Consider the following 23,249-nt stretch of genomic DNA (forward strand, 5'->3'; position numbering starts at 1 on the left):
GAGATTGCTGTTCGCCGGAACTCCCGCGGTGGCCGTGCCGTCGCTGCGCGCGCTGCTGGATCACCCCGCGCATGAGGTGGTGGCGGTGCTGACCCGCCCGCAGGCCCCGGCCGGCCGCGGTCGCCGGCTGGCCCCGTCCCCGGTGGCCGAGCTCGCCCAGCAGGCCGGGATCGAGGTGCTCAGCCCGCCCCGGCCCACCGACGACGACTTCGTGCGGCGGCTGGCCGAGCTGGACGTCGACTGCGCGCCGGTGGTGGCCTACGGCGCGCTGCTGCGCGAGCCGGTGCTGAGCATGCCCAAGCGCGGCTGGGTCAACCTGCACTTCTCGCTGCTGCCGGCCTGGCGGGGCGCGGCGCCGGTGCAGCACGCCGTCCTGCACGGGGACGACACCACCGGCGCCTCGACGTTCCTGATCGGGCCCGGCCTGGACGACGGCCCGGTGTTCGGGGTGCTGACCGAACGGGTCCGCCCCGGCGACACCAGCGGCTCGCTGCTGGCACGGCTGGCCGAGGCCGGCGCCCCGCTGCTGGTGGCGACCCTGGACGGCATCGCCGACGGCTCGCTCCGGCCGCAGCCGCAACCGTCCGACGGGGTCTCCTACGCGCCGAAGCTCACCGTCGCCGACGCCCGGATCGACTTCGACCAGCCCGCCCTGGCGGTGGAGCGCCGGATCCGCGCCTGCACGCCGGACCCCGGCGCCTGGACCTCGTTCCGGGACGGCCGGCTGAAGCTGGGGCCGGCGGCGCTGGCCCAGCCGGAGCAGCCGCTCGCCCCCGGGGAGCTGCTGATCGGCAAGAGCACGGTGCTGGCCGGCACCGCCACCACCGCGCTGCGGCTGGGCACGGTGCAACCTGCCGGCAAGAACCCGATGCCGGCCGCCGACTGGGCCCGCGGCCTGCGACTGGGCTCCGGTGAGCGCCTTGGCTGAGTTCGGAGAGGACCGGCGGCAGGGCAGCCGATCCCAGCCCGGCCGTGCGCAGCCCGAGCGGCGGCAGGGCAGCCGATCCCAGCCCGGCCGCCGCGGGCCGGTCCGGCAGCCACCGGAACAGGCTGATGGCGCCGGCGCGCCTGGCCCCGTCGATGCCCCCCGGGCCGCTGCCTACGCGGTGCTGCAGGCGGTCAGCGAGCAGGACGCCTACGCCAACCTGGTGCTGCCCCGGCAGCTGAGCGAGGCGGGCCTGACCGGCCGGGACGCCGCGCTGGCCACCGAGCTGGGCTACGGCACGCTGCGGGCCTCCGGCACCCTGGACGAGGTGCTGCGCCGGTGCGCCAGCCGGGATCTCGCCGACATCCAGACGCCGGTGCTGAACCTGCTGCGGCTGGGCGCGTACCAGTTGCTGCGCACCCGGATCCCCACCCACGCCGCGGTAGCCACCACCGTGGACCTGGCCCGGGCCACCGGCAACTCCCGGGCGGCGGGGTTCGTCAACGCGGTGCTGCGCAAGGTCAGCGCCCGGGATTTCGACGGCTGGTGCGACGAGATCGCCAGGGACGCCTCCCCGCTGGGCAGGCTGGCGATCCGCTACAGCCATCCGGGCTGGATCGTGGCGGCCTTCGCCGAGGCCCTGGACGCGGAGCGTTCGGGACCTGCCGGGCTTCCTGAGCCTGCTGAGCTTTCTGGACCAGGTGACCTTCCTGAGCCTGTTGAGTCGGAGCTGGCGGCCGCGCTGGCCGCCGACGACCGGCGTCCGGAGACCCACCTGATCGGCTGGCCCGGCCGGATCACCCAGGCCGAGCTGGCTGCCGAATCCGGTGGCGAGCCGGGGCCGTACTCGCCGTACGCGGTGCGGCTCAGCTCCGGCGGCGAGCCCGGCGCGCTGGCCGCCGTCCAGCAGCACCGGGCCGGCGTGCAGGACGAGGGCAGCCAGCTGTGCGCGCTCGCGCTGGCCGGCCTGCCGTTGACCGGGCCGGACGAGCGGTGGCTGGACCTGTGCGCCGGGCCCGGCGGCAAGGCCGCGCTGCTGGCCGCGCTGGCTGCCGGCCGCGGCGCCCGGCTCACCGCCTCCGAGCTGCACCCGCACCGCGCGGAGCTGATCGCCCGGGCGACCGAGGGCTGGGACGTCGAGATCGTGGTGGGCGACTCCCGGACCCGGCAGCCCGACGAGCGCGGCTATGACCGGGTGTTGCTGGACGCCCCGTGCACCGGGCTCGGCGCGCTCCGCAGGCGGCCCGAGGCGCGCTGGCGGCGAAGCCCGGCGGACCTGCCGGAGCTGATCACGCTGCAGGCGGAGCTCTTGGCGGCGGCGCTGCGGCTGGTCCGGCCGGGCGGGCTGGTCGGTTACGCCACCTGCTCGCCGCACCTGCAGGAGACCCGGCAGCAGATCGAGCGGCTGCTGGCCGGCTCCGGCGTCGAGCTGGTCGACGCCCGGCCGGCGTTCGCGCAGGTGCCGGGCGTCGATGCCTCGCCCATGGTGCAGCTGTGGCCGCACCGGCATGGCACCGACGCCATGTTCTTCGCCGCGCTGCGCCGCACCGTCTGACGCGGCGCTGCCTGATATCGCACGCCTAACGCAACCCGCCTGACGGCTCAACCCGGCTGATCCGGCCTGCATCCCGCGTCTGAGCCTCGCCGCTAGACGCCGCGGGCGACGTCCCGGTAGCGGGCCTCGATCAGCGAGTACAGCGCGAAGACCAGCAACCCGAGCGCGATGAGGCACAGCACCGCCACTCCCCAGGGATGGCCGGCCAGCAACAGCAGCACGCCGTCGAGCCCGCGGGCCCGCCGGGAGTCGTAGCTGACCCCGGCCACGATCAGGAAGATGCCCAGCGGCACGAACACCACGGCCCGGGCGGCGATGCCGACGCTGCCGGACAGCCGCGCCAACCGGGCCAGCGGCGCGGGCGCGTCCTCCACCAGGCCTTCGGTGAAGTCCTGCCGCGCGACGCCGCGCAGCTGCCAGCCGCAGACCGCGAGCACCAGCACACCGGCCGCGATGACGAGCACGGTGCCACCGGGAATGTCGAGCAGCTGCGCGGTGGTGGCGTGCTGCTGGGACTCCGACCCGGCCCGGCGGTTGCCCAGCAGGTAGCTGATCGGGAGCAGCCCGACGGCGACGTAGCTGAGTCCCTGGCCGGCGACGGAGAGTCGCCGGACCGCACCCGGCCGCCGGTCCCGCCAGGCCGCGAAGAGCCGGACGGCGGCCAGCAGCAGGAACCCGGCGGCGGCGCAGGCGATCAGCAGCTCACCGACCAGGCTCTGGGAGATCAGCGACAGCGCGCCCTCGGCGTTGGCCTGCCGGCCGCCCGAGACAGCCCGGCTGCCCGTGCCGTCCAGCGCGGACTGGCGGGCCTGGTCGGCGGCCACGCCACGCAGCATCGCGATCCGCGCCACCAGGGAGGCCAGCAGCGCGTAGAACAGGCCGCGAGCAAGGTAACCGATCCGAGCGGCGCGGTGCAGCGCCCGTGCCCCACCGGTGACCCGGAGGTCGGCCCCGTCCGGAACCAGACCGGTGGCTCCGCCGGCGACCTGGTCCGGCGTCGCGCCGGGAACGCCGGCGCGGATGGTCATGGACCCAGCGTACGTACCGCCAGCGCCTTCGACTAACTTGTGCAACAGCGTCTTGCTGCCGCAGCGAACACCCGGTGCACGGCCGCGTGGCAAGGGACAGGGCATGGTGTGTCGAGTCGGTTCCACGGGCGGCACCTAGACTTTGCACGTGCCTGCTTCAGCTCCGGAACCGATGATCGCGCCCAGCATCCTGTCCGCCGACTTCGCCAACCTGGGAGCGGCGGCCGAGGCAGTGGCCCAGGCGGACTGGCTGCACGTCGACGTCATGGACAACCACTTCGTCCCCAACCTGACGCTCGGCCTGCCGGTGGTCAGGAGCCTGCTCCGGGCGACCGACCTGCCGCTGGACTGCCACCTGATGATCGAGGATCCAGACCGGTGGGCGCCCGGGTACGCCGAGGCGGGCTCGGCGAACGTGACCTTCCACGCCGAGGCCGCTCACGACGTGGTGGGCACCGCCCGGGCGATCCGGTCGGCCGGCGCGCTGGCCGGGCTGTCGGTCAAGCCGGGCACGCCGATCGAGCCCTACCTGGACGTGCTGAAGGAGTTCGACACCCTGCTGATCATGTCGGTCGAGCCCGGCTTCGGCGGCCAGAAGTTTCTGCCCGATGTGCTGAGCAAGGTCCGCACCGCTCGCGAGCACGTCAATTCGGGGCATCTGCGGCTGTTCATCGAGATCGACGGCGGCATCGGCGCCGACACCATCGAGCAGGCGGCCGAAGCCGGCGTGGACGTCTTCGTCGCGGGCTCAGCGGTCTACGGGGCTGACGACCCGGCCCGCGCGGTGCAGCTGCTGCGCGAGCAGGCCCGGGCTGGCATGGCCCGCTGCGCCTCCGCGGCCGGCCGGTTATGAGCCAGCCGAGCGACGCCGAGGTCGCCGCGATCCGGCTGGCGGCAGAGCTCGCCGCCCGGGTGGCCGGCCGGACGAGCCCGAACCCGGCGGTCGGCGCGGTGGTGCTCGACCCGGCCGGGCGGATCGCCGGCGAGGGCGCCACCCAACCGGCCGGCAAGGAGCATGCCGAGGTGATGGCGCTGCAGGCGGCCGGTTCGCGGGCCACCGGCGGCACCCTGGTCGTCACGCTGGAGCCCTGCAACCACCTCGGCCGCACCGGGCCCTGCACCGAGGCGGTGATCGAGGCCGGCATCGCCCGGGTCGTCTATGCCGTGGGCGATCCCAACCCGGTGGCTGCCGGCGGCGCCCAGCGGTTGCGCGAGGCCGGGCTGCAGGTGCTGGCCGGCATCGAGGAGGCCGCGGTGCTGCGCGGCGTGCTCGGGCCCTGGCGGCACGCGGTCACCCAGGCCCGGCCGTACGTGACCTGGAAGTTCGCCGGCACCCTGGACGGTCGCGGCGCGGCCGCGGACGGCACGTCCCGGTGGGTCAGCAATCCGGTGTCGCGGGCCGACGTGCACGCCCTGCGGGACGTGGTCGACGCGATCGTGGTGGGCAGCGGCACGGTTCTGATGGACGATCCGCAGCTGACCGTCCGCGGGGTGCGGGGCGCGGACGAGGACGAGCTGGCCGACCGGCAGCCGTTGCGCGCGGTGATGGACCGCCGGCACCGGGTGCCGCCGGACGCCCGGATATTCGACGGCGCCGCCGAGACGGTGGTGCTCGACACGGCGGTGCCCCGGTTCGCGTTGAAGGCGCTGTACGACCGAGGGGTCCGCCACGTCCTGCTGGAGGGCGGCCCGACGCTGGCCGGCGCCTTCCTGGAGGCCCGGCTGATCGATCAGGTGGTGGCGTATATCGCCCCGAAACTTCTGGGCGCTGGGCCTGCCGTGCTGGAAGATGCAGGAATAAGGACCATGTCCCAAGCCGTCTCACTCGAGGTACAGGACGTCCAGCGGCTGGCCGGTGATCTCAAGATCACCGGGCGTCCGGTCTGGTCGAATGCGGTCGAAACCGTGCCGCGAAAGGAATAGCGATGTTCACCGGCATCATCGAAGAGGTCGGCGAGGTCATCCAGCTCAGGTCAGCGAGCAGTTCCGCCGTGCTGCGCGTCCGCGCCGCCACCGTGGGCAGCGACGTCTCGCACGGCGCTTCGATCGCCGTCAACGGGGTGTGCCTGACCGTGGTCGGGCAGCAGCCGGCCGAAGGCGCCCTCGAGCTGGAATTCGACGTGATGGCCGAGACCCTGCAGCGCAGCGTGATCGGCGGCCTGACCGCCGGCAGCAGGGTGAACCTCGAACGCGCGGCCCGGGTGGACAGCCGGCTGGACGGCCACATCGTGCAGGGCCACGTCGACGGCACCGGGACGGTGCTGGCCCGCACCCCCGGCGAGGCCTGGGAGACCTTCCGCTTCTCGGTCCCGGCGGGGCTGGCCCGCTACATCGCCGAGAAGGGCTCGATCGCGGTGGACGGGGTGTCGCTGACCGTGGCAGCGGTGGGCGCCGGGCCGGACGGGACCGACTGGTTCGAGGTGGGGCTGATTCCGGAGACTCTGCGCGCAACCGCCCTTCCCGACCGCCGGATCGGGGATGATGTCAACCTTGAAGTAGACGTACTGGCCAAATACACCGAACGCTTGCTCACCTACGGGAGACCCACGACTACGAACGGCGGCACCTGACATGTTGGACCCGATCCACAAGGCGGTCGCCGAGATCGCGGCCGGTCGGCCGGTAGTGGTGGTGGACGACGAAGACCGGGAGAACGAGGGTGACCTGATCTTCGCCGCCGAGCTCGCGACCCCCGAGCTGATGGCGTTCATGGTGCGCTACACCTCCGGCTACATCTGCGTCCCGATCACCGACGCCGACGCCGATCGGCTCGACCTGCCGCCGATGGTGCGGACCAACCAGGACAAGCGGGGAACCGCCTACACCGTCACCGTGGACGCCCGCGAGGGGGTGAGCACCGGCATCTCCGCGCTGGACCGCTGCCACACGATCAAGCTGCTGGCCGATCCGGCCACCACGTCGGCCGACCTCGCCCGTCCCGGCCACATCGTGCCGTTGCGCGCCAAGGAGGGCGGCGTGCTGCGGCGTCCCGGCCACACCGAGGCAGCCGTCGACCTGGCCCTGCTGGCCGGGTTGCGGCCGGCCGGCGTGCTGTGCGAGATCGTCAGCGAGAAGGACCCGTCCGGGATGGCGCGGTCGGAGGAGCTGCGGGCCTTCGCCGACGAGCACGGCCTGGTGATGATCTCGATCGCCGACCTGATCGCCTACCGGCGCCGGTTCGAGAAGCTGGTCGAGCTCAAGGCCAGCGCCCGGGTGCCGTTGCGCTACGGCGAGTTCACCGCGTACGGCTACGCCGCCTCCTACGACGACCGCGAGCACGTCGCCTTCGTCTTCGGCGAGATCGGCGACGGCAAGGACGTCCTGGTGCGGGTGCACTCGGAGTGCCTGACCGGCGACATCTTCGGCTCGCTGCGCTGCGACTGCGGCCCTCAGCTGGACGCCGCGCTGGCCGCGGTGGCCCGCGAGGGCAGGGGAGTGGTGCTCTACATGCGCGGTCACGAGGGCCGCGGGATCGGGCTGTTCCACAAGCTGCAGGCCTACCAGCTGCAGGACTCCGGCCGTGACACCCTGGACGCCAACCTGGAGCTGGGCCTGCCCGCCGACGCCCGCGACTACGGCACCGGCGCGCAGATCCTGGCCGATCTGGGAGTGCGGACCATGCGGCTGCTGACCAACAACCCGGCCAAGCGGGCCGGCCTGGAGGGCTACGGCCTCTCGGTACTCGGCACGGTGCGCCTGCCCACCCACCTCAACCCCGAGAACCTGCGCTACCTGCAGACCAAGAAGGACCGGATGGGCCACGAGCTCGACCTGGAGGACGCTTCGCTGACCGCGGCGATCACCGAATTCAACGAACTCAAGATCAACCCATGAGCGAGGATCGAGCGAGGGACGAGCGAGGCCCGGAGCGAGTGCCTGCGATGAGCGCTCGCGCGAAGAGCGCCGATTACATGAGCGAGGTGACATGAGCGGGCACGGGGCGCCCGAGACCGGCGCGGTGGAAGAGGCGGCCGGGCTGAAGGTGGTCATCCTCGCCGCGCGCTGGCACGCCACGGTGATGGACGGCCTGCTGGCCGGCACCCAGCGCGCGCTGGCCGATTCTGGCGTCAGCGACGTCACGGTCATCCGGGTGGCCGGCACCTACGAGCTGCCGGTCGCCGCCCGCCGGGTCGCGAACTCCCACGTGGACGCCATGGTTGCCCTGGGCGTGGTGATCCGGGGCGGCACGCCGCACTTCGAGTACGTCTGCAGCGCCGCGACCGACGGCCTGACCCAGGTATCGGTCAGCACCGGCATCCCCATCGGGTTCGGGGTGCTCACCTGTGACAACGACGAGCAGGCGCTGGACCGGGCCGGGCTGCCGGGGTCCAAGGAGGACAAGGGCTACGAGGCGGCGCAGGCGGCGCTGGCCACCGCGGTCGCGCTGGCCGGCTACCCCCGCCGCTGACCCGGTGACCACAGCGGCGGCGGTCACCGGCATCGTGCTCGCCGCCGGCGCCGGACGCCGGCTGGGCCGTCCCAAGGCTGATCTGGATATCGGCGGCCAGCGGCTGGTCGACCGGGCCGTCGGGACGCTGCGCGCCGGTGGCTGCGACGAGGTGCTGGCGGTGCTGCGGCCGGGGCAGGCCGCTGCCGAGGACGCCCGCACGGCGGTCAACCCCGAGCCGGACCGGGGGATGGGCTCGTCGCTGCGGTGCGCGCTGGCCGAGCTGGCAGCCGATCCGCGCTCCCATGCCTGCGTGGTGCTGCTGGTGGACCTGATCGACGTCCGGCCCGCCGAGGTGGCGGCGGTGATCGAGCGGCACCGGGCAGGGGCGCAGATCGTCGCGGTCCGCCGGGCCGGCCAGCGCTCCCATCCGGTGCTGGTGAGCCGCCGCTGGTACCCCGAGCTCGCGGCGGCCGCCGAGGGGGACCAGGGCGGCCGGGAGTTCTTCGCCCGCCGCGTGGAAGACACCAGCTTCGTCGATTACCCCGATCCGATCAGCGACATCGACACCGCCGAGGACCTCAGCCGGGCGCTGGCCGCCCACCAGCCGCCGGATCAGGCCCGCTGAGCCAGCGCCGCCAGCGCCTTCGGGAAGATCTCCGCCGGTGGGGTGACCAGCCCGGCGCCGACCTGCCCGACACCGGCCAGCCGGCCGGCCATGCCGGTGTTGATCTGGGGCAGGATCTCGGTGCGCACCACCTTGGTGACGTCGATCCCGGTCGGGGACCCGCGGAAGTCCAGCACCGGGATCGAGTACATCGGATGCTCGCCGACGGTGATCTCATACATCCGCCGGGACGCCGCCAGCGCGTCGGCCACCTCGCCGCCGACGAACCGGACGATCGCCGGAGCGGCCGCCATCGAGAAGCCGCCGAGGCCCGCGGTCTCGGTGATCGCCGAGTCGCCGATGTCGGGGTTGGCGTCTTCGAGTGTGAAGTTGCCCAGGAACAACCCGTCGGCGAGCTGGGCGGGCCCGGTGAACCACTCGTCCCCGGTGCCGGCGACCTGGATGCCGAAGTCCGTTCCGTTGCGCGCCATCGCCACCACCACCGTGGAGCCGGGGATGTCGCGGGCGGCGTCCAGGGTCAGCTTGCAGGCCGGCATCGCGAGGTTGAGGAAGAAGTGGTCATTGCCGGCCACGAACCGGACGGCCTCGGCGACGTCGGAGGACGGGGCGCCGGAGTCGATCAGCTCGGGCAGCAGCTCGCGCAGCAGCATCAGGGTGCCGGCCCGGTTGCGGTTGTGCGCCTCGTCGCCCATCTGCAGCATCTGCGCCAGGATCGCCTTGAGGTCGATCGGGCCGTGCCGGCGCACCGCGGTCTGCAGCAGCGGCGCCAGCACCCGCGACATCCAGCGCAGCCGGGTCAGCACCTCCTCGGAGTAGGCCCCGTAGCGCAGCACCTTGCCCAGCCCCTCGTTCAGGGTGCAGTAGGTTCGCCGGCCGGTCGCCGGGTTCTCCACCACGAACACCCACATCGAGGCCGACACCACACCGGCCATCGGCCCGACCGCCGAGTGGTGGTGGCACGGGTCCAGGGAGTACCCGGCGCCGGAGGCGAACAGCTGCTCGGCCTGCTCGGGCTCGGAGACCACCCCTTCCAGCGCGGCGGCGCCCATCAGCGCGCCGCGCAGCGGGCCGGACGCGCGCGGCCAGTCGATCGGCGGGCCGGCGTGCAGGAAGTCCCGGTCCGCCAGGCCGAGCGTCTGGCCGGCCGGCAGCACGTCCACCAGGTAGGCCTCGGTCCCGACGATCCGGCTCAGCGCCTCGGCGTTGGCCTGCTGGCGGCGCGGGTCGGCCATCACCCGTGCGAGGTGGGCGACCGTGCCGGGCATCGGCGGCCGCCAGTCCACCTCGCTGACCGCTGCGCCCTGTGCCGCCGCCGCTTCGGCGAACAGGCCCACCCCGGCGGTGACGAGCCGTGGCGCCGGGCCGGTGAAGCGATCGGTGCTCATGGCACCCTGCTCTTCGCTGGCATTTCGCTCCGGGCCTCGCTCGTTCCTCGCTCGATCCTCACTCATGAGCGGCCTCCGGTGGCGATCAGGCTGAGGGCGTGCCGGGTGGCGGCGGCGTTCGAGCTGAACACCGAGGCGCCGGCCTCGTGCAGTCGCCGCGCCGAGGCGTCCAGCTGCTGGGGGTCCCGACGCGCCCCGATCAGGCTCACCACCACCGGGACGGGCGAGCCGTCCAGCACCGGCAGCAGCTCGGCGACCGGGTCGGGGTGGCTGCCATGCCCGAGCAGCACGTCCAGCAGCACCACGGCGGTGTCCGGGTCGGCCAGCAGCTCGGCCAGCCGCTGGTTGCGCAGCGACGGGTCGATCATCGGGTGCGCCCGGCCCTGGGTGAGCGCGTCGTCGCCGAAGTCGATCATCAGGTGGCCGGGCCAGCGCAGGCCGGCATCCAGCGCCCACTCCGGCCGCAACGGGATGTTCGAGTGGATCTGGCCGAGTTCGGCGCTGGCGATCAGCATCGCCTCGTCGCACAGCGTGCCGCCGCAGAACAGCCCGCGCAGGGCTCCGGGCCGGGGCTCGGCCGGGCTGATCCAGGACGGCCAGTCCGGCGCGGGCGTCCCCAGCTCGGCCAGCACCGACTCCGCCGCCTGGGTCAGGTCCGGCTGGCCGGGGCCGAGCAGCGCGAACCGGACGGGGGTGCCCAGGCCCGCGGCTGCCTCCCGGACACGCCCGGCCACCGGCGCCGCCGGCGGCTTGGACACCACCAGGATCACCTCGGTGCCGGGGTCGGCGTCCAGGATCTGCAGCGCTGCCAGCGTCGAGCGCCCGGCGACCTCCTCGGACAGGTCCCGCCCGCCGACCCCGAGCGCGGCGCTGACGCCGACCCCGGCCGCGTCCAGCAGGCAGAGCAGTTGCTGCGCGCCGGTGCCCGACGCCGCGACCATCCCGACCGGCCCGGGGTCCACGGTGTGCGAGAAGCCCAGGCCCAGCCCGCCCACCACCGCGGTGCCGCAGTCCGGGCCCATCACCAGCAGACCCCGGCTCGCGGCGGCGTCCTTGAGCCGGATCTCGTCGGCGACGCTGACGTTGTCGGAGAACACCAGCACGTCGCAGCCGGCTTCGAGGGCGTCCATCGCCTCGGTGAAGGCGTGCTGGCCCGGCACCGAGATCAGCGCCAGCCCCCCGCCGGCGCGGGCGGCCGAGCCGATGGTGCGCGGCGGCTGCTCGGCAGCGGCGCCGCCAGCCGTCCGGTGCGGTGCGCTGAGCAGCCGCTCGGCCAGCTCGGCGGCGGCGGCCACGGCCTGGGAGTCCTGGGCGCGGACGGCGATGAAGAGGTCGTTGGCCGACTCGCTGCCCGGCGGCTGGAAGCCCATCCCCGCCAGCATCTCGAGGTTGAGCTCGGTGGCCATGCCGACCAGCGCGTCCTGCACCCCGGCGGCCTGGCCGACCTGGCGGCTGACCTGCAGCAGGGTCACCGAGTCGGCGTAGATCCCTCGGCGCAGCAGCACCTGTTCAGAACTCATCCGCGGCCCTCCAGCCGTATCGGTGCGAACTAGCCAGCGGCCCTGGCTGGAACGTAATCAGTGAGCTACCTTCTGCCGATGGTTACTGTTGCCAACGATCAGGCTCACAACCTACGCAATCTGCCAGCAGCCGCTGTGGACGGCCTCACCGTTGCCGAGTTGCTGACGCTGCCCCGGCTGGCCGATGCGACCGTGCTGGCGGGCGCCTCCGGCCTGGGACGGCCGGTCTGCGGGCTGAACGTTCTGGAAGTGCCGGACATCCTGCCGTGGGTGAAGCCGAACGAGCTGCTGCTCAGCACCGCCCTGACGCTGACCCGGGCCGCCGAGTCCGCCTACGGCAAGCAGCTGGGCCAGCTCATCCGGGACTTCGACGCCCGGCAGCTGTCGGGCATCGCGGTGACGGGGGGAGGCGACGAGCTGCCGGCGGAGGTGGTGGAGCTGGCCGACGAGCTGGGCTTCCCGCTGCTGCGGCTGGCCGACGGGGTGGCCTTCGACGAGGTGCTCGCCGACGGGTTCGCGGCGCTGCTGGACCGGCAGAACCGGGTGCTGGCGCAGGCGGACGCGCTGCACGAGGCGATCTCGACGATCGTGCTCGGAGGTGGCGGCCTGCCCCAGATCGCCGGCGAGGTGTCCCGGCTGCTGGACTGCGCGTTGCTGATCACCACGCCGGACGGCCGGGTGCTGGCCGAGGAGGACCGGGGTGGCCACCACGTGGCGGCGGGGCTGGTCGACAGCAGCGGCCGGGTGCTGATCGAGCGGCTGCGGATCGGGGTGCAGCCGGCGCCCGACGAGCACGGCGAGGCGGCGATGACCGCGATCGTCGCCGGCGGTGTGGACCACGGCCGGATCGTGGCCTGCCGGCAGGATGCCGCGCTGCCGCCGGGAACCGTGCAGGCCCTGGAGCGGGTCGCGATCGTGGCGGCGCTGACCATCACCAAGGAGCTGGCGGTCGCTGCCGTCGAGGGCAAGTTCCGCGGCGACTACTTGCGGGACGTGCTGACCGGCCAGGTCCCGGTGGACGACACGGTCGTGCAGCACTGCCGCTCGCTGGGCTGGGACATCGACCGTCCGATGGTGGTGCTGGTCGCCGAGCTGGACGCGAGCGAGCCCAGCAAGCCCGGGGTGCCGCCTGCCGGGCCGTCGGTGGTGCACCGGTCCCAGCACGAGCGGTTCGTCTCGGCCTGGCAGCAGGTGCTGCGGGCCCGCGACAAGGCCGCCCCGGTGGTCGGCTTCAGCCATGAGGTGGTGGCGCTGCTGCCGGTGCGCTCCGGTGACCAGGGGCGGATGGTGGCCGAGCTGGTCGCGGCGGTGTCCGGCGACCGCGGCGGCGGCCGGCAGTCCTTCAGCGCCGGGGTGTCGCGGCGGGTGCTCGAGCCGTCCCAGATCGCGACCGGCTACGCGCAGGCCCGCAAGGCGGTGTCGGTCGGCCGGCGGGTGCGCGGGCACGGCAGCGTGTCGCACTTCGACTCCCTGGGCGTGCACCGGCTGCTGTCGCTGGTGCCCGACACCGCCGAGCTCAAGTCCTTCGCCGCCGAGGTGCTCGGTGACCTGGCCACCGATGCCGCCGAGGCGGCTGACCTGCGGACCACCCTGCAGACGCTGCTGGACACCAACCTCAACGTCGCCGAGACCGCCCGGCTGCTGCACTTTCACTACAACACGCTGCGCTACCGGATCAGCAAGCTGGAACGGATCGTGGGGCCCTTCACCACCGATCCGAACCTGCGGCTGGACGTGGCGCTGGCCCTGCAGGTCGTCCAGATGCGCGGCATCTGAATTCAGGTCCGGCCGCCCGCCCCGCCGCTCCCATCGTTGGCCGCGGGGCAGTCGCTGTCACGGCGGGTCGCCCTGCTCAGCGGCCAACGATGCCCACCGCGTGGCGCTGTCCCTTGACACATTCCCATATAGGAATATGATTGAGCCATGGCACGGATGGCGACCACGGCAGACGCGTTCAACGCGGTGGCCGAAGCCCGCCGGCGGCAGATCCTGGACGTCCTCGCCACTGGCGAGCGGGGCGTCAACGACCTGGTCGCGCTGCTGGGACTGCCGCAGCCGCTGGTGTCCAAGCACCTGCGGGTGCTGCGGGAGGTGGGCCTGGTCGAGGTGCGTGAGCAGGGCCGCGAGCGGCTGTACCGGCTCAACGCCGAGGCGCTCAGGCCCATCTCGGACTGGGTCAAGAACTACGAGCGGTTGTGGACGCAGCGTCTGGACCGCCTCGATGCCGTGTTGCAGGAACTCAAGGAGCTTCAGGAACCCACAGGAACGGAGCAGGGACATGACAGCAGGAACGAGTAGCGGCGCCGCAGTGGTGACGTTGCCGACCGACACCCAGATCCTGATCACCCGCGAGTTCGACGCGCCCAAGCACCTGGTGTACCGGGCCTGGACGACGCCGGAGCTGATCAAGCGTTGGTGGGGCGCGGAGCGGGGCGATGTCACCGCCGTCGAGGTCGATCTTCGGGTCGGCGGTCGCTGGCGCTATGTGACGGTGACCCACGACGGGTTCGAGTTCGCCTTCAGCGGCGAGTACCGCGAAATCGTGCCGGACGAGCGGCTGGTCTCGACCGAGGTCTACGAGGAGATGCCCGAGCACGAAGCGCTGAACACGCTCACCCTGACCGAGCACGACGGGCGCACCACGCTCACGGTCCTGGTCGAGCACGACAGCAAGGAGTCCCGCGACGGGCACCTCAATTCCGGGATGGAAGCCGGCATGCAGGACGCGCTGTCCCTGCTCGAGCGAGTGGCGGTGTCGCTGCGCTGAACGGGAACTCGATCGGCGGTGATCGCTACGTCGCGGTGATCGGGCCTGGTGTGGCCGCACCCGAGCTGTGCCAGCTTGCCTATGAGGTAGGCGCCGAGCTTGCCCGGCGACAGGCGGTCCTGCTGTGCGGCGGGCTCGGCGGGGTGATGGAGGCCGCGGCCCGCGGCGGCCGCGAGGCGTCCGGACGCTCGATCGGGTTGCTGCCCGGGGTCGACCGCGCGGCCGGCAACCCGTTCCTGGACTTTGCGCTGCCCACCGGGCTGGGCGAGGCCCGGGACGGGGCGCTGGTGACCAGCGCCGACGCGGTGATCGCGGTCGGCTGCAACCCCGGGACGCTCATCGAGATCGGCTATGCGCTCAAGCGGCAACGACCGCTGGCGGTGCTGGGCGGCTGGTCGGTGCTGGACTCCGCCGGTGAGCCGGTCCCCGGGTTGCAGGTGGCCCGGACGGCTGCCGAGGCGGTGGCCCTGGTGCTCGGCCCGGACGGTGGCGGCTGCTTCCGGCCGGCCGTGGAACCGGCCAGCTGAGCGGTCGCTCGGCCCCGTGGCGCCGCGCCGGGGCAGTATGGAGCCATGGCTACTGACGACGCTGCCACGGTCGGTCCGGACGGTGCCCTCACGGTAGGCCCGGGCGACGCTGCCACGGCCGAACACGACGACGCTGCCACGGTTGGTCCGCTGGACGGCAGGGTCATTCCCCGGTACGCCGGGTTCCCCACCTTCGCCCGGCTGCCCCGCATCGAGGACGTGCCGCGTTTCGACGTCGCCGTCCTCGGGGTGCCGTTCGACAGCGGGGTGAGCTACCGGCCGGGGGCGCGGTTCGGCCCCGCGCACATCCGGCAGAGCTCGCGGCTGCTGCGCCCGTACAACCCGGCGCTGGAGGTGTCGCCGTTCGGCGTCCAGCAGGTGGTCGACGCCGGTGACCTGGCGGTCAACCCGTTCGACATCCAGCAGGCCATCGGCCAGATCGAGGCCGGGGCCCGCGAGCTGTCAGCAAGCGGCAAGCTGCTGGTGCTGGGCGGTGACCACACCATCGCGCTGCCGGTGCTGCGGGCGATGCACGCGCTGCACGGCGAGATCGCGGTGCTGCACTTCGATGCGCATCTCGACACCTGGGACACCTACTTCGGCGAGCCCTACACCCACGGCACGCCGTTCCGCCGGGCGTCGGAGGAGGGCCTGCTGGACCGCGAGCACTGCCTGCACATCGGCATCCGCGGCCCGCTGTACGACCCCGCCGACCTGACCGACTCCTTCGACCTGGGATTCGCCACGATTCATTGCGTGGAGCTGGAGACCCTCGGCGTGGCCGGGGTCATCGAGCGGATGCGGGCCCGGCTCGGCGATCGGCCGGTCTACGTCTCGATCGACATCGACGTCCTGGACCCGGCGCATGCGCCCGGCACCGGAACCCCCGAAGCGGGTGGGATGAGCTCGCGCGAGCTGCTGGCGGTGCTGCGCGGGCTGATGGGCGCCAACATCGTGTCCGCCGACATCGTCGAGGTGTCACCGGCCTATGACCACGCCGAGATCACCGGGATCGCCGCCGCGCACGTCGGCTACGAGCTGCTGTCGGTGCTCGCGCTGTCGCCCCTAGCAGGGGAGACGGACCTGCGGTAAGGCATGGCTTTCCTCGAAGCGCGGGCCTACCGTTGGACGCACGGCACGGCACGCGGCCAGAGTGACAGCGCGCCTGCCGGGAGGAGTCGTCATGACCGTCCATCAATGTCCCAAGTGCGAGCTGCGGTTCACCTGGAAGACCGAACTCGACGACCACTGCGCCAATGATCATCCGCAGTTCAAACACGACTATCCGGTGCGCAAGGCCTCCAGCCAGCACGGGCAGCAGGGCCAGTCCGGTCAGGCTGGCGCCGAGAGGCCGACCCGCAGCACCGTCTAGACCCTGGGCTATCGCACGCCAGCCCAAACCGTGAACCGGCGCCCTCGATCAGGGCGCCGGCCGGTTCCCGGCTGAGCAGCCACCGTGCGCCGCTGACAAGGGCTGGCTGGTTCCGGCTGGACGGCGCCATCGGGCCACCAACCAGCGTCCGGCCGGTTTAGCCGAGTAGCTCCGCGATGTCCTCGCCGCCGAGCGCGCGGCACTCCACGCTGCGGCGTGTCACAGCCCCCCAGTGGATCTTTCGTCAACACTTCACCGTGTAGCGGGTGCCGCCCGGTCATTACCGTGCGGCCAACGAATCGCCTGGAGGCCGCCATGTCTGCGTTCGGATGGAAACAGGTCTACAACGGCAAGACCCCACCACCGGGCGCGGTGGTCCGTCCGGGCGAGCGGTTGTCCTGGCTGCGGATGGGCGGCCTGGGCGCGCAGCACGTGGTGGCCATGTTCGGCGCCACCTTCGTGTTCCCCGCGATCATGGGGCTGAACCCGAACCTGGCCGTGATGATGTCCGGGGTCGCCACCATCCTGTTCCTGCTGATCGTCAAGGGCCGGGTGCCGTCCTACCTGGGCACCTCCGCCTCGTTCGTGGCCGCGGTCGCCGCGATCCGCGCGCAGGGCGGCGATTCGGCCGACGTCACCGGGGCGATCCTGATCGCCGGGGTGATCCTGGCGGCGGTCGGTGTGCTGGTGCACTTCGGCGGCAGCCGCTATGTCCGGGCGGTGCTGCCGCCGGCGGTCACCGGCGCGGTGGTGATGCTGATCGGCTTCAACCTGGCCACTGTCGCCACCAGCATCTACTTCCCTGCCCAGCAGTGGATCGGCCTGCTGACAGCCCTCTTCGTGCTGATCATCACTGTGCTGGTCCGCGGCTTCCTCAGCCGGATCGCGATCTTCCTGGCGCTGATCTTCGGTTACCTGATCAGCTGGATCGCTGACCGGATCAACGACGTGCCCAAGTGCACGGACCAGATCACCACCGCCTGCACCGGCACCGGCCACCGGATCGACTGGAGTGGGGTGCGCAGCGCCGACTGGATCGGCCTGCCCCAGGACATCACCAGCCCGACCTTCGGCGAGCTGACCGGCCCGCACCTGCCCGCCTTCAGCATCACCTTCATCCTGCTCGTGATCCCGTCGGTGATCGCGCTGCTCGCCGAGAACGCCGGGCACGTCAAGGCGGTCTCGGAGATGACCGGCGACGACCTGGACCCCTACCTCGGCCGGGCCTTCATCGGCGACGGCGTGGGCACCGCGGTCGCCTCGTTCGTCGGCGGCTCGCCGACCACCACCTATGCCGAGAACATCGGGGTGATGGCGGCGACCCGGATCTACTCGACGCTGGCCTACTACATCGCCGCGGTAGTGGCGATCCTGTTCGGGTTCTGCCCCAAGTTCGGGGCGGTGGTGGCAGCCACCCCGGGCGGGGTGCTCGGCGGCATCACGCTGGTGCTCTACGGCATGATCGGCCTGCTCGGCGCCAAGATCTGGGTCGAGAACCGGGTCGATTTCGGAAACCCGATCAATCTCGTCCCGCTGGCCGCCGGCCTCATCGCCGGCATCGGCAACCTGAATATCAAGTTCAGCGACACCTTCTCCATCACCGGAATCGCGGCGGGCACGCTGATCATCCTCATCGGCTACCACCTGGTGCATATCCTGGCACCAAGGGTCGGCAGCGCTCCCGTGGAGAACACCGCTCCGATCACCGACACCCCGACCGCAGGTCATGAAGGAGGTTTCAGGCCCCGGTGAAACCGCCAGCGTTCGACTACAGCCGTCCGGAGTCCCTCGACGAGGCGTCGGGACTGCTGGCCGAGTACGGTCCGGACGCTAAGGTCCTTGCTGGCGGTCAGAGCCTGCTGCCGTTGCTGTCGATGCGGTTGATCGCACCGGCCCGGTTGGTGGACATCAACCGGCTGGCAGAGCTGGCCTACATACGCTCCGGCCCGGACGCCGTCCGGGTCGGAGCCTTGGCCCGGCACACCGCGGTGTTGCGCGACTCCGGGGCCAGGGAACACCAACCGCTGCTGGCCGAGGCGCTGGCGGTGATCGCCCATCCGACCATCCGCAATCGCGGCACCTCGGTCGGCAGCCTGGTGCACGCCGACCCGGCGGCCGAGCTTCCCGCGGTGCTCTGCCTGCTGGGTGGCTCGGTGACCGTCGCCTCGGCCGCCGGGCAGCGCACCGTGCCGGCCGGCGAGTTCTTCACCGGCCCGCTGGAATCAGCCGTCCAGCCCGGCGAGCTGGCGATCGAGGCGGCCTTTCCGGCGCTGCCCGCCCGCGCCGGCGCCGCGTTCGTCGAGGTGTCGCGACGGCACGGGGACTACGCGGTCTGCGGGGTGGCGGTCCTCGTGCAACTCGATGCCGACCTGCGGATCAGCGCCGCCCGGGCCGGCTACCTGTCCGTCTCATCGACCCCGCTGGTGGTGGACCTGACCGAGGCGATCGGCGGCCGCCCGTTCGATGCTGACCTGTCGGCGGCGGCCGCGCTGGCCCGCCAGAGCGTGGACCCGGAGCCCGACATCCATGCCAGCGCCGACTACCGCCGGCAGCTGGCCGGGGTCCTGACCGGACGGGCGCTGGCCACCGCCGCCCGCCGGGCCGCCGACGAAGTCGCCAGGGCTGCCGGGGTGGCCGCGTGAGCCAGCCCGGACAGGACGAGGCCGCCCACGCAGAGGTCAGGCACCAGATCGCGCTCACCGTCAACGGGATCGAGCGGCGCGCGGAGGTGCCGGCCCGCCGGTTGCTGTCGGACTGCCTGCGCCATGATCTGGGCCTGACCGGCACCCATGTCGGCTGCGAGCACGGGGTGTGCGGCGCGTGCACCGTGCTGGTGGACGGGGTGCCGATGCGGTCCTGCCTGCTGCTGGCGGTCAGCATGGACGGCGAGCAGATCACCACCGTGGAGGGGCTGGCCGGCCCGGACGGCGAGCTGTCGCCGGTCCAGCAGGGGTTCGTCGAGTGCCACGGGCTGCAGTGCGGTTTCTGCACGCCCGGCTTCCTCACCACCATCACCGCGGGCCTGGCCGAGAACCCGGATCCGACGCCGGAGCAGGCCCGCGAGCTGATCGGCGGCAACCTGTGCCGGTGCACCGGCTACCAGAACATCGTGGCGGCCGTGCTGCGGGCGGCCGAGATCACCCGGCAACAGCACGGCGACCGGAGCAGCCAGTCATGACGACCCGGATGATGGGCGAGCCGGTCCAGCGGGTGGAGGACCGCCGGCTGCTGCTCGGCGGCGGCCGCTACCTCGACGACCTGGGCGCGGACGCGGTCGAGGTGGCGCTGGTGCGCTCGCCGCACGCGCACGCCAAGATCCTCGACATCGACGTCACCGCCGCCCTGGAGGTCGAGGGCCTGCTGGCGATCTACACCTATGAGGACCTGACCGGTCCGCTGGCCGATCCGCTGCCGCTGCTGATCCCGCACCCGGCGCTGACCCACGGCCGCACCCAGTATCCGCTCGCCCGCGACGAGGTGAACTACGTCGGCGAGGCGGTGGCGATGGTGGTCGCCGAGAACCGCTATCTCGCCGAGGACGCCGCCGAGCGCATCGTGGTCAGCTACCAGCCGCTGCCGCCGGTGGTCGGGATCGTCGCGGCCCGGACCGCCGAGCAGCTGGTCCACCCGGACGTGCCGGGCAACGTCGCCGCGCACCTCGTCCAGGAGGTCGGCGACGCGGCCGCGGCGATCGCCGCCGCGCCGCATCGGCTGGAGCTGGACCTGGAGATCCAGCGCTCGGCCAGCACCCCGCTGGAGGGCAGGGGAGTGCTGGCCCGTTGGGACACCGACGCGCAGCGGCTGCGGATGTGGACCTCGACCCAGACCTCGACCGGCGTGCGGGCGGCGGTCGCGGTGAAGCTCGGCCTGGACCTGGGCAGCGTCGAGGTGATCACCCCGGACGTCGGCGGCGGCTTCGGCGTCAAGATCATGCATCCGTGGCCGGAGGAGGTGCTGGTGCCGATGGCGGCCCGGGCGCTGGGCCGGCCGGTGAAGTTCACCGAGGACCGCCGCGAGCACTTCATCTCCTCGGCGCACGAGCGCGGCCAGCAGCAGCACATCGAGGTCGGCTTCGACGACGAGGGCCGGCTGCTCGGCCTGTCGGTGCGGTTCTGGCATGACCACGGCGCCTACATCCCGTACGGGCTGATCGTGCCGATCATCACCTCGACCCAGCTGCTTGGCCCGTACAAGCCCGGCGCGTACCGGGTGGAGTTCGAATCCCTCTACACCAACACGGTGATCGTCACTCCGTACCGCGGCGCCGGCCGGCCGCAGGGGGTGTACGCGATGGAGCGCACGATGGACGCGATCGCCGCCCGGCTCGGGCTGGACCGCGCCGAGGTGCGCGAGCGCAACTTCATCCAGCCGGAGGAGATGCCCTACGACCACGGCCTGATGTTCCAGGACGGCCGGCCGTTGATCTATGACTCCGGGGACTTCCCGGCCTCGCTGGCCAAGCTGAAGAAGCTCGTCGGCTGGGACGAGTGGGCCGAGTACCAGGCCAAGGCGCGCGCCGAGGGACGCAAGGTCGGCATCGGATTGGCCTGCTACGTCGAGGGAACCGGGGTCGGCCCGTACGAGGGCGGCCACGTCCAGGTGGAGACCACCGGCAAGGTGAAGGTCGCCACCGGCCTGACCTCGCAGGGCCAGGGCCACCAGACCGCGTTCGCCCAGATCGTCGCTGACGAGCTCGGCGTGCCGATGTCCGACATCGAGGTGGTCACCGGTGACACCCGCCGGTTCCCTTACGCGGTCGGCACATTCGCCTCCCGGGCCGCGGTGATGAGCGGCTCGGCGATCGCGCTGGCGGCCCGGGCGGCCCGGGCCAAGATCCTGAAGGTGGCCGCCGAGGCGCTGGAGGCCGACGCCGACGACCTCGAGATCGTCGACGGCCGGGTGCGGGTCAAGGGCAGCCCGGGCGCCGAGATCTCCCTAGGCACCGTCGCGGTGCTGTCGAACCCGCTGCGCTACGCCTTCGACGAGGCGTCCAAGGCCGCGACCCAGTTCGCCGTCGGCCGTCCGGACCTGGCGCCGGTCGGCGAGGACGACGAGCCCGGCATCGAGGGCCGGGACTACTACTCGCCGCTGCGGTCCACGTTCGCCAACGGCATGCATGCGGTGATCGTGGAGACCGATCCGGAAACTGCGGAGATCAAGATCCTGCGCTACTGCGTGGTGCACGACTGCGGCACCCTGATCAATCCGATGATCGTGGCCGGCCAGGTGCACGGCGGGGTGGCCCAGGGCGTCGGCGGCGCGTTGTACGAGCGGATGGCCTACGACGAGAGCGGGCAGCTGCAGAACGCCTCGTTCATGGACTTCCTGATGCCCTACGTCTCCGAGGTGCCCACCGAGATCGAGATCGACCACCTGGAGACCCCGTCGCCGCTGAATCCGCTGGGAATCAAGGGCGCCGGCGAGGCGGGGGTCATTCCCAGCGCGGCGGTGTTCGCCGCGGCGATCTCCGACGCCGAGGGGTTCGAGATCACCTCGATGCCGATCTCGCCGAGCGAGCTGTTCGAACTCCGGTCGGCACATGCCACCGGTCGGCAGGAAGGGGACCGGGCATGAAGCTGGCAGGTGAGGCGGTGCTGCACGCGCCGGTGGACCGGGTCTGGACGGCGCTGCGCGACCCGGCGGTGCTGGTCGCGACCATCCCGGGCTGCGAGCGGCTGGTCGCGACGGGTGAGGACAGCTATGACATGACGGTGACCGCGGGGGTCGCCTCGATCAAGGGCAGCTACGCGGGCTCGGTGTCGCTGATCGACCTGCCCGAGCCGCACACGTTCCTGATGAAGGCCTCCGGCGCCGGCAGCCCCGGCACGGTCAGCGCGGACGTCCGGGTCAGCCTGACCGAGGCCGGTGAGGGCACCCGGCTGTGCTACGACGCCGACGCGGTGATCGGCGGGGTGATCGGCGGGGTGGGCCAGCGGATGCTGATCGGCGTGGCCAAGAAGCTGGCCGGTGAGTTCTTCTCCAGCGTGGACGACGTGCTGACCGGCGCGCGACCGCTCGCAGCTGCCGGCGCGGGGCAGCCCGCGGTCTCCGGCGCCGGTCAGCCGGCCGCGGGCGCCCAGCCCGCGGTGTTCACCGCCGCTGCACGTACCAGGCCGGCGACCGATTCCTTCTTCGCCGGCGCGGTGTTCGGGGCGGTCACCGCGCTGCTGGGGGTGCTGGTGGGAGCCCGAACCGCCCGTGCCTCGCGCAGCGGCCGGACTGCGAGGACAATGGGCTGATGCGTGAATTCATTGCCGCCGCCGTGCAGGTGGCGCCCGTGCCGGGGCCGTTGACCGCCGACAGCATCGCGGCCAACACCGCCCGGGCCCTCGAGCTGACCCGCCGCTGCCATGCCGCGACCGGGGCCGAGCTGATCGTGCTGCCCGAGTCGGTGACGACCGGTTTCACCCCCGGGATCGACACCGAGCAGCTCTGGGACCTGGTCAGCGAGCTGCCGGGCCCGGTGCTGCAGCCGTTCGCCGACCTCGCCGCCGAGCTCGGCACGCACCTGGTGGTCGGCACCTACGAGCGCGGCCCGGAACGCGGCGTGGTCTACAACGCCGCGGCGGTGCTGGGCGCGTCCGGTGAGCTGCTGGGCGTCTACCGCAAGACCCACCCGTTCGGCCACGAGCGGGCCGACGGCGGCGGCTGGACCACACCCGGCGAGGACGTCCTGGTGGTGGACACCCCGCTGGGCCGGGTCGGAGTGATCATCTGCTTCGATGGGGACTATCCGGAGCTGTCCCGGATCACCGCGCTGGCCGGGGCCGAGGTGATCTGCCGGCCGTCGGCGCTGCTGCGTTCGGCCGACATCTGGGAGCTGACCAACCGGGCGCGTGCCTATGACAACCACGTCTATGTGATCGGGTGCAATGCCACCGGCATCGATCCGGGCGGGGTGATCTACTTCGGCAACTCGATGATCGTCACGCCGATCGCCGAGGTGGTCGCCCGGGCCTCGTCCCACGAGTGCTGGGTGTCGGCCCGGCTGGACCCGGACACCGCGATGAGCTCGCTCACCCCCGGCTCCTCGGTTCCGCAGACCTTCGACCACCTGGCCGACCGCAACCTGGCGCTGATCCGCAAGCACGTCGACCTGCTGACGGCCGAGGCCCGGACGTCGTTCAAGCTCGGCTGAGCAGCGTTCCGGCAGCT

The 23,249-nt window shown here is 72.4% G+C and carries 23 protein-coding genes; 20 read left to right on the plus strand and 3 right to left on the minus strand.

Translation table 11 applies throughout. The features are described 5' to 3' along the window. Both fmt and VF612_RS02640 read left to right on the plus strand, forming a co-directional pair. Nucleotides 1–928: methionyl-tRNA formyltransferase (gene fmt / locus VF612_RS02635; RefSeq protein ID WP_408658291.1), on the plus strand; the 928-nt coding region annotated here is incomplete at its 5' end. Continuing rightward, nucleotides 921–2,480, plus strand: coding sequence for an RsmB/NOP family class I SAM-dependent RNA methyltransferase (locus VF612_RS02640; protein WP_408658292.1), 1,560 nt, complete (start codon nt 921–923; stop codon nt 2,478–2,480). The genes fmt and VF612_RS02640, both read left to right, overlap by 8 nt. 92 nt (nt 2,481–2,572) lie before the next feature. Here the strand turns inward: VF612_RS02640 and VF612_RS02645 are convergent, their stop codons facing one another. After that, nucleotides 2,573–3,508, minus strand: coding sequence for a DUF1206 domain-containing protein (locus VF612_RS02645; protein ID WP_408658293.1), 936 nt, complete (start codon nt 3,506–3,508; stop codon nt 2,573–2,575). Between the two features lie 172 nt (nt 3,509–3,680). Here VF612_RS02645 and rpe point away from each other — a divergent pair, with 172 nt between their 5' ends. The 6 genes from rpe to VF612_RS02675 all read left to right on the plus strand — a co-directional run bounded on the left by rpe (nt 3,681) and on the right by VF612_RS02675 (nt 8,523). Further along, nucleotides 3,681–4,361 (plus strand): ribulose-phosphate 3-epimerase, encoded by a 681-nt coding sequence (gene rpe / locus VF612_RS02650; protein ID WP_408658325.1) that lies wholly within the window; start codon nt 3,681–3,683, stop codon nt 4,359–4,361. Continuing rightward, nucleotides 4,358–5,431: a bifunctional diaminohydroxyphosphoribosylaminopyrimidine deaminase/5-amino-6-(5-phosphoribosylamino)uracil reductase RibD gene (gene ribD, locus VF612_RS02655; RefSeq protein ID WP_408658294.1), complete on the plus strand. Its 1,074-nt coding sequence runs from the start codon at nt 4,358–4,360 to the stop codon at nt 5,429–5,431. The genes rpe and ribD overlap by 4 nt, the downstream gene beginning before the upstream one ends. A gap of 2 nt (nt 5,432–5,433) precedes the next feature. Further along, nucleotides 5,434–6,078 carry a riboflavin synthase gene (locus VF612_RS02660; RefSeq protein ID WP_408658295.1) on the plus strand — a complete coding sequence of 215 codons (645 nt, stop codon included), beginning with the start codon at nt 5,434–5,436 and terminating at the stop codon, nt 6,076–6,078. Between the two features lies 1 nt (nt 6,079). Continuing rightward, a complete protein-coding gene (locus VF612_RS02665) occupies nt 6,080–7,342 on the plus strand; it encodes a bifunctional 3,4-dihydroxy-2-butanone-4-phosphate synthase/GTP cyclohydrolase II (protein ID WP_408658296.1) in 1,263 nt (420 codons plus the stop codon). 91 nt (nt 7,343–7,433) lie between these two features. After that, nucleotides 7,434–7,916 carry a 6,7-dimethyl-8-ribityllumazine synthase gene (gene ribH / locus VF612_RS02670; protein WP_408658297.1) on the plus strand — a complete coding sequence of 161 codons (483 nt, stop codon included), beginning with the start codon at nt 7,434–7,436 and terminating at the stop codon, nt 7,914–7,916. A 4-nt stretch (nt 7,917–7,920) separates the two neighbouring features. Next, nucleotides 7,921–8,523: a nucleotidyltransferase family protein gene (locus tag VF612_RS02675; protein ID WP_408658298.1), complete on the plus strand. Its 603-nt coding sequence runs from the start codon at nt 7,921–7,923 to the stop codon at nt 8,521–8,523. Here the strand turns inward: VF612_RS02675 and VF612_RS02680 are convergent. Next, on the minus strand, nt 8,511–9,908 hold the full coding sequence (locus VF612_RS02680) for a DUF1116 domain-containing protein (protein WP_408658299.1): 1,398 nt from the start codon (nt 9,906–9,908) through the stop codon (nt 8,511–8,513). The genes VF612_RS02675 and VF612_RS02680 overlap by 13 nt on opposite strands. Before the next feature lie 62 nt (nt 9,909–9,970). Then, nucleotides 9,971–11,428 (minus strand): FdrA family protein, encoded by a 1,458-nt coding sequence (locus tag VF612_RS02685; RefSeq protein ID WP_408658300.1) that lies wholly within the window; start codon nt 11,426–11,428, stop codon nt 9,971–9,973. 135 nt (nt 11,429–11,563) lie between these two features. Between VF612_RS02685 and VF612_RS02690 the strand changes: the two genes are divergently transcribed. The 12 genes from VF612_RS02690 (at nt 11,564) to VF612_RS02745 (ending at nt 23,232) form a co-directional block, all read left to right on the plus strand. After that, nucleotides 11,564–13,204: a PucR family transcriptional regulator gene (locus tag VF612_RS02690; protein ID WP_408658301.1), complete on the plus strand. Its 1,641-nt coding sequence runs from the start codon at nt 11,564–11,566 to the stop codon at nt 13,202–13,204. Between the two features lie 147 nt (nt 13,205–13,351). Then, nucleotides 13,352–13,726, plus strand: a complete 375-nt coding sequence (locus tag VF612_RS02695) for an ArsR/SmtB family transcription factor (protein WP_408658302.1) — start codon at nt 13,352–13,354, stop codon at nt 13,724–13,726. Further along, nucleotides 13,707–14,195 carry an SRPBCC family protein gene (locus VF612_RS02700; protein WP_408658303.1) on the plus strand — a complete coding sequence of 163 codons (489 nt, stop codon included), beginning with the start codon at nt 13,707–13,709 and terminating at the stop codon, nt 14,193–14,195. Before VF612_RS02695 ends, VF612_RS02700 begins: the two co-directional genes overlap by 20 nt. Before the next feature lie 35 nt (nt 14,196–14,230). Then, the gene (locus tag VF612_RS02705; protein ID WP_408658304.1) at nt 14,231–14,722 is read left to right on the plus strand and encodes a TIGR00725 family protein; all 492 of its coding nucleotides are present in this window, start codon (nt 14,231–14,233) and stop codon (nt 14,720–14,722) included. Between the two features lie 45 nt (nt 14,723–14,767). Then, nucleotides 14,768–15,814: an agmatinase gene (gene speB / locus VF612_RS02710; RefSeq protein WP_408658305.1), complete on the plus strand. Its 1,047-nt coding sequence runs from the start codon at nt 14,768–14,770 to the stop codon at nt 15,812–15,814. Between the two features lie 91 nt (nt 15,815–15,905). Beyond that, on the plus strand, nt 15,906–16,094 hold the full coding sequence (locus VF612_RS02715; RefSeq protein WP_408658306.1) for a hypothetical protein: 189 nt from the start codon (nt 15,906–15,908) through the stop codon (nt 16,092–16,094). A 315-nt stretch (nt 16,095–16,409) separates the two neighbouring features. Further along, nucleotides 16,410–17,846, plus strand: coding sequence for a uracil-xanthine permease family protein (locus VF612_RS02720; RefSeq protein WP_408658307.1), 1,437 nt, complete (start codon nt 16,410–16,412; stop codon nt 17,844–17,846). Then, nucleotides 17,843–18,736: an FAD binding domain-containing protein gene (locus tag VF612_RS02725; protein ID WP_408658308.1), complete on the plus strand. Its 894-nt coding sequence runs from the start codon at nt 17,843–17,845 to the stop codon at nt 18,734–18,736. Before VF612_RS02720 ends, VF612_RS02725 begins: the two co-directional genes overlap by 4 nt. A 47-nt stretch (nt 18,737–18,783) precedes the next feature. Next, complete coding sequence (locus VF612_RS02730; RefSeq protein ID WP_408658326.1) at nt 18,784–19,272, plus strand: (2Fe-2S)-binding protein; 489 nt, start codon at nt 18,784–18,786, stop codon at nt 19,270–19,272. Further along, nucleotides 19,269–21,668 carry an aerobic carbon-monoxide dehydrogenase large subunit gene (cutA, locus tag VF612_RS02735; protein ID WP_408658309.1) on the plus strand — a complete coding sequence of 800 codons (2,400 nt, stop codon included), beginning with the start codon at nt 19,269–19,271 and terminating at the stop codon, nt 21,666–21,668. Before VF612_RS02730 ends, cutA begins: the two co-directional genes overlap by 4 nt. Next, nucleotides 21,665–22,333: an SRPBCC family protein gene (locus VF612_RS02740; RefSeq protein ID WP_408658310.1), complete on the plus strand. Its 669-nt coding sequence runs from the start codon at nt 21,665–21,667 to the stop codon at nt 22,331–22,333. The genes cutA and VF612_RS02740 overlap by 4 nt, the downstream gene beginning before the upstream one ends. Further along, nucleotides 22,333–23,232 (plus strand): carbon-nitrogen hydrolase family protein, encoded by a 900-nt coding sequence (locus VF612_RS02745; protein WP_408658311.1) that lies wholly within the window; start codon nt 22,333–22,335, stop codon nt 23,230–23,232. Before VF612_RS02740 ends, VF612_RS02745 begins: the two co-directional genes overlap by 1 nt. The last annotated feature ends 17 nt before the right edge of the window (nt 23,233–23,249 follow it).

This window comes from Jatrophihabitans sp. (assembly GCF_036388195.1).
Lineage (GTDB): Bacteria > Actinomycetota > Actinomycetes > Mycobacteriales > Jatrophihabitantaceae > Jatrophihabitans_A.

Excerpts from the sequence above, each read along its gene's own strand:
- VF612_RS02645 (WP_408658293.1), bottom strand. The coding sequence starts at position 3,508 with ATGACCATCCGCGCCGGCGTTCCCGGCGCGACGCCGGACCAGGTCGCC.
- rpe (WP_408658325.1), top strand. The coding sequence starts at position 3,681 with ATGATCGCGCCCAGCATCCTGTCCGCCGACTTCGCCAACCTGGGAGCG.
- ribD (WP_408658294.1), top strand. The coding sequence starts at position 4,358 with ATGAGCCAGCCGAGCGACGCCGAGGTCGCCGCGATCCGGCTGGCGGCA.
- VF612_RS02660 (WP_408658295.1), top strand. The coding sequence starts at position 5,434 with ATGTTCACCGGCATCATCGAAGAGGTCGGCGAGGTCATCCAGCTCAGG.
- VF612_RS02665 (WP_408658296.1), top strand. The coding sequence starts at position 6,080 with ATGTTGGACCCGATCCACAAGGCGGTCGCCGAGATCGCGGCCGGTCGG.
- ribH (WP_408658297.1), top strand. The coding sequence starts at position 7,434 with ATGAGCGGGCACGGGGCGCCCGAGACCGGCGCGGTGGAAGAGGCGGCC.
- VF612_RS02680 (WP_408658299.1), bottom strand. The coding sequence starts at position 9,908 with ATGAGCACCGATCGCTTCACCGGCCCGGCGCCACGGCTCGTCACCGCC.
- VF612_RS02685 (WP_408658300.1), bottom strand. The coding sequence starts at position 11,428 with ATGAGTTCTGAACAGGTGCTGCTGCGCCGAGGGATCTACGCCGACTCG.
- VF612_RS02695 (WP_408658302.1), top strand. The coding sequence starts at position 13,352 with ATGGCACGGATGGCGACCACGGCAGACGCGTTCAACGCGGTGGCCGAA.
- VF612_RS02700 (WP_408658303.1), top strand. The coding sequence starts at position 13,707 with ATGACAGCAGGAACGAGTAGCGGCGCCGCAGTGGTGACGTTGCCGACC.
- speB (WP_408658305.1), top strand. The coding sequence starts at position 14,768 with ATGGCTACTGACGACGCTGCCACGGTCGGTCCGGACGGTGCCCTCACG.
- VF612_RS02715 (WP_408658306.1), top strand. The coding sequence starts at position 15,906 with ATGACCGTCCATCAATGTCCCAAGTGCGAGCTGCGGTTCACCTGGAAG.
- VF612_RS02720 (WP_408658307.1), top strand. The coding sequence starts at position 16,410 with ATGTCTGCGTTCGGATGGAAACAGGTCTACAACGGCAAGACCCCACCA.
- cutA (WP_408658309.1), top strand. The coding sequence starts at position 19,269 with ATGACGACCCGGATGATGGGCGAGCCGGTCCAGCGGGTGGAGGACCGC.
- VF612_RS02740 (WP_408658310.1), top strand. The coding sequence starts at position 21,665 with ATGAAGCTGGCAGGTGAGGCGGTGCTGCACGCGCCGGTGGACCGGGTC.
- VF612_RS02745 (WP_408658311.1), top strand. The coding sequence starts at position 22,333 with ATGCGTGAATTCATTGCCGCCGCCGTGCAGGTGGCGCCCGTGCCGGGG.